The sequence below is a fragment of the Deltaproteobacteria bacterium genome, from assembly GCA_028818775.1.
Lineage (GTDB): Bacteria > Desulfobacterota > Binatia > UBA9968 > JAJDTQ01 > JAJDTQ01.
Genome location: JAPPNE010000126.1, coordinates 1 through 4,444, shown reverse-complemented (window position 1 = coordinate 4,444; position 4,444 = coordinate 1). Strand labels below are relative to the sequence as shown.

Here is a 4,444-nt window from a genome sequence, read left to right as displayed (position 1 = left end):
TGGCTCGCCCCCTCCAGGAACGAGTAGTGGCTCTTGCAGTAGAGGGGCGCGTAGGGCACGGATGCCCGGGCCCCCTTGCCGGCGGTCATGGTCCTTACTCCACTTTCCCGTGCAGGAACCAGCCGTGCCGCTTGGAGTCATAGTAGACCCACAGCCAGGGGCCTTCGTCGTCGCGGACGAAGTGGTACTCGCGGTGCACTTCAGCGCCGGAGCCCCACCATCCCCCCGAGATAATGTAGGGGCCGGTGTTCTCCCGGGTGAGAAAGCCGCCGTCGGTTCGGGGGTCGTCAATCCGGTCAATGCCGGTTCGGGCGTCGGCGACCACGGGCTGGTGCGGGAGCCGGACGGGCTTGAGGAAGAAACGCCGCACCAAGGGCCGCAGCCGCACCCGGCGCGGCCTCGGCAGCGGCACGGACTCCATGGGCTCCCAGGTAAAGCGCGCCTCGGGAAGGTGCCCGGCATGCGGGCGCGCCCGCAGGAGCGCACCGTCGCCGAAGCGCGCCCGCAGCCGCGCCAAGGCGCGGTTGGCGGCGTCGTGGTCGCGCGTGGAGGCGCCGTGGAAAAGCTCCCCCTGCCGGACGTCGGGCGAGGTTCCCAGGAGTTCCATGACGATTTCCGTCACACCGGCCGACAGTTCCATGGCCTCCAGGCGGAGCCGCAGGAGGTCCAGGATCTGCGTCCGGTCCAGGGTGGGCCGGGCCGGCCGCAGGGTCTCGCCCCTCTCCGACCTGTCGTCCAGGCGGAGGTGGAGCAGGAGCGCGGTCATCACCTCGTAGCGCTGCTCCAGTGAAGCGAGCAGCGGCTCCAGCAAGTCCTCCATGAGGATCGCCAGCCGCCGGTGGTCGCTCTCCGGGTAGTCGAGGAAGACTCTCGCGACGGTGGGCTCCGACGGGATCTCCGGGTGGAGCGGGCTCCACAGGTCGCCCGCGGCCAGCCGGTGGAGCCGGTGGGCTTCACGGCCGAGGCGAGAGCGCACCTGGGACGCGGGCAGGTCGAGGAAGCCCCCCAGGGTGTGGATGCCGAGCCGGGCCAGCAGGTCGCGGACCTTGGGAGCGAAGTCGAGGCGGTCCAGCCGGACGCCGCGGACATGGTGGCGCTCTTCCTCGGGCGTCCGGAAGACCGTGGTCCGGTCGCAGGTCTTGGCCGCTGCATAGCTGCCGAAACGGGAGAACCCCACGGCCACGGTGTTGTGGAGGCCGGCGCCGGCGAGGTCGCCGTGGATGAGCCCGGCCCATTCCTCCAGGCGGGGATGGAGGAGGGAAAGGCCCGAGGCCCCGAGCCAGAACACCCCGGGCTCATCCCGGGAGGGTTCGACTTCGGCGGCAAAGCGCCGCAGCCGCGGAACCAGGCCGGCCACGGCCTTGTCGATGGCCGAGCGGGAAATGACGTCCGCCCGGAGATGGCGCGAAAGCGCGAGCCCCGCGCCGTAGCGCATGCCCGGAAGGATGCTCGTGGCGCGCGCCCGGGAGTTCACCCAGAGGATGGTCCCCTGGGCCTTGTCCCGGTCCACCACCGCGGCGGGATGGTCCTTCCAGTCCGGATGGTCCCGGAGCAGCAGTTGCAGGGGAAAGGCGGCAAGGTCAACACAGGCCATCCGTTCCACGGCACGACTCCCTGTGGCTCCATCCCGGAGCTCCCCGCTTGTCCTTGACCATGCGGATTTCCCAGTCGAAGCGGCTGAAAGCGGTCCTGGTGATGCTGCCCTCGCCGTGCAGCGACACCAGCGGCCCCAGCGAGGGCGCGCCCCGCTTCTTGCGGGTGAGGCAGAGGAGCGCCGTGTGGTGCTTCCGGGCCAGCGCCGCAAGGCGGCTCTGGACCGCCATGTGCATCCGCGCCTCGGCCTTCAGGTCCAGCACCACCAGGCCGAAGGCCCCGGAGCGCAGCAGTTGGTCGGCGGCGCGGGACGCGGCGAGGGCGTCGGGAACGCGCACTACCGGCAGGGCGTCGAGGTCGATTCCCCACTCGACCAAGTCCGGCGGGAAGAAGATCGAGTTGCCGAAGCCGATCCACGCCGCGGGCTCACCGCGCTGCTGGGCCTGGAGGATCAAGGAGGCCGCCGCCGTGATGGCAGGGGCCGCGCCCGAGTCCGAGATCTCCGTGAGACGTCCCGCCAGCAGGGAAAGGTTCCAGGCCCGCGGCGCCTCGCGGACAGGCAGGCGCCGCGGCGCGACAGGGGCCGGAACGGCGCCCGAAGCCGCCATCCGGTCGCGCGCCGGAACCGGCATCCGCTCTTGAGTCATTTCGGCGGAAACGTCCATGAAAGCTCTCTGTATCCCGCAAGAGGCAAAGGATCGGGTGCCGGAAACGCGTCGTCCCGGATTCCGCGTCCGCACGCCGACCCTCGAGTTCACCCCTCCAGATAACGTCTCACCTCCACCACCTTGCCCAGGACGGTGCATTCTTCCGCTCGCGGAACGATCGGTGCGAAAGCCGGGTTCTCCGGATGCAGCTCGATCCGATTCCGACGCAGGCGGAGCCTCTTGATGGTGGCCTCGTCCCCCACCAGAGCTACGACGATGTCCCCCGAGGCGGCTTCCGCCTGCTGTCGCACGACGACGATGTCGCCCGGAAGGATGCCCGCCCCGGTCATGCTCTCCCCCTGCACCCGGAGCCCGAACATTTCCTCCGAGCCCCGCGACTGCACCGGCAGGTAGCCCTCGCACTCCTCGATGGCCGCCCGCAGCCCGCCCGCCTGCACCCGCCCCAGCAGCGGCACGAACAGCGTCCCCGGCTCCCGGGGCAGGCGATAACCCCGTGATTTCCCGCGCGCCTTGACCAGCCGCCCCTCCGCCACCAGCCGCTCCAGGTGCTCCCGCGCCGTCTGCACCGCCCTGAACCGGAACGCCTCCTGCACCTCCCGCACCGTCGGAGGAAGCTCCTCCAGGATCCGCCTGCGCACGAACCGGTAAACTTTTTCCCGGGTCTCTCCCGGTGGCGTGAAGGGTGTCATGGAGATACGCATACCAGTCTTTTGTCTGGTATGCAAGCGAAATCACTTCGTGGCGTCGTCCGCGGTCAGTAGCGGAGTCGCGGCTCATCGTTGACGAGCCAGATCAATGCGTGGGTGTGGAGTACGATCATTCGCTGGCGGACCAGTCGGAGGGGTCGGTCGCGGGCCGGAATGGATCATGATAGGCCAGCACCGAACCGCGCATCGCTCCGATGATTGACGGGCTCTTGTCGAGAGGCTCGACGGGATGCAGCACCGCCACCGGCTTCCCGCGTTTGGTGATGGTCACGGGCCTGCGATCCTTGTTCATCTGGTCGATGACACGGAGGCATCTCGCCTTGAACTCCGCCGCTCCGATCATGTCCGTCATCAGCGTCACCTCTCAAGAGTACCTGGCCTATCCATGTACATTTGGAAGTGTACGGTCAAGTCCTGGCAGAGGCGCCAGCCGCGCGCCGATGACTTGGGCGCAACGGCTGCGGAGTGTCTTCGACATCGACATCAGTGGCTGGCCGCACTGTGGCCGGCACTGCGCGTGCGCTGCCAATTCCGGCCTATGTTGCTCCTATCCGCCAAACCGTCACGCCACCCCGGGCGTCGAGCGCGGCAAGCGCGCGCCCGTCCGGCCGCCAGTACAATCCCGCCCCTATGTCCGACAAAACCGCGGACCCGATACGACGGCCTTTTCCATTCCTCTTGAGCGACCACACCACTACTGCGCCATCCCGTGCCGCCGAGGCCAGGCGCATCCCGCGGCGAGCGAAGGCGAGGGTTGTGACAGGTTGAGCATGACGTTTTAGAACGCCGGGCCGCGTGCCTTCGGGACCACGTCCTCGGAAGCTCCAGACCGTCACCGCGTCGCCTCCGCCGGTGGCCAGGAGGGTGGCCGTGTCATCGAAGGCCAGGGCCGACGGTTTGGCGGGATATCCGGACATCATGGAGTCGTGCCCCGTGGAGCGACGCCAGAAGTGCACCGAGTTGTCCTGGCTGCCGCAGGCCACGATATCCCCGTCCGGGCTCAGTACCATCGACACCAGGGAGCCCTGCCACTCCAGCTTCTGGCGAAGCTCCCCGGTGGGCACGTCGAAGAACGCCACTCGACAGTAACAGGCCGTCGCCAGCTCCCCCGCGCTGGACCAGGCGATGGCGCTGACGGTGCTGGGATGATCATCGGATCGCCAGGCTTCTCCGCCGTCCGCGCCATACGCGCGAACCTGCCGGGAGCAGGAGGCCGCCAGCCATTGGCCGTCCGGCGACCACGCCACGTTCTCCACCCAACCGCTGCCGACGTCGACGGCATGTTTTACCTGACCCTCGGCGGCATCCCAGACAAGGACTCGGCCGTCTTGGCCGGCCGTAGCGAAGGCGGTCCCGCTTGGGTGGACCGCCATCGCGAGCAGGCCGCCGTCATGAGTCCCCTGCCGCGTCCAGGCGCTTGCGCCGGACTTGCCGTCGAACGCGTAGACGCCACCCGCGGCGTCACCGACCGCCAGG

5 protein-coding genes are annotated in these 4,444 nt (G+C 68.9%); all 5 read right to left on the bottom strand.

Annotated features, from left to right (window positions below; genetic code table 11):
• Window positions 1-94 precede the first annotated feature (94 nt).
• Window positions 95-1,594 carry a DNA polymerase Y family protein gene (locus OXU42_13855; protein MDE0030474.1) on the bottom strand — a complete coding sequence of 500 codons (1,500 nt, stop codon included), beginning with the start codon at window positions 1,592-1,594 and terminating at the stop codon, window positions 95-97.
• Window positions 1,581-2,258: a recombinase A gene (locus OXU42_13850; GenBank protein ID MDE0030473.1), complete on the bottom strand. Its 678-nt coding sequence runs from the start codon at window positions 2,256-2,258 to the stop codon at window positions 1,581-1,583. The genes OXU42_13855 and OXU42_13850 overlap by 14 nt, the downstream gene beginning before the upstream one ends.
• 89 nt (window positions 2,259-2,347) lie before the next feature.
• Window positions 2,348-2,950 (bottom strand): transcriptional repressor LexA, encoded by a 603-nt coding sequence (gene lexA, locus OXU42_13845; protein MDE0030472.1) that lies wholly within the window; start codon window positions 2,948-2,950, stop codon window positions 2,348-2,350.
• Window positions 2,951-3,077: 127 nt separating this feature from the next.
• Window positions 3,078-3,320 carry a type II toxin-antitoxin system Phd/YefM family antitoxin gene (locus OXU42_13840; GenBank protein MDE0030471.1) on the bottom strand — a complete coding sequence of 81 codons (243 nt, stop codon included), beginning with the start codon at window positions 3,318-3,320 and terminating at the stop codon, window positions 3,078-3,080.
• A 184-nt stretch (window positions 3,321-3,504) separates the two neighbouring features.
• On the bottom strand, window positions 3,505-4,444 hold a 940-nt coding region (locus tag OXU42_13835; protein MDE0030470.1), incomplete at its 5' end, for a PQQ-binding-like beta-propeller repeat protein.

Excerpts from the sequence above, each read along its gene's own strand:
- OXU42_13855 (MDE0030474.1), bottom strand. The coding sequence starts at position 1,594 with ATGGCCTGTGTTGACCTTGCCGCCTTTCCCCTGCAACTGCTGCTCCGG.
- OXU42_13850 (MDE0030473.1), bottom strand. The coding sequence starts at position 2,258 with ATGGACGTTTCCGCCGAAATGACTCAAGAGCGGATGCCGGTTCCGGCG.
- lexA (MDE0030472.1), bottom strand. The coding sequence starts at position 2,950 with ATGACACCCTTCACGCCACCGGGAGAGACCCGGGAAAAAGTTTACCGG.
- OXU42_13840 (MDE0030471.1), bottom strand. The coding sequence starts at position 3,320 with ATGACGGACATGATCGGAGCGGCGGAGTTCAAGGCGAGATGCCTCCGT.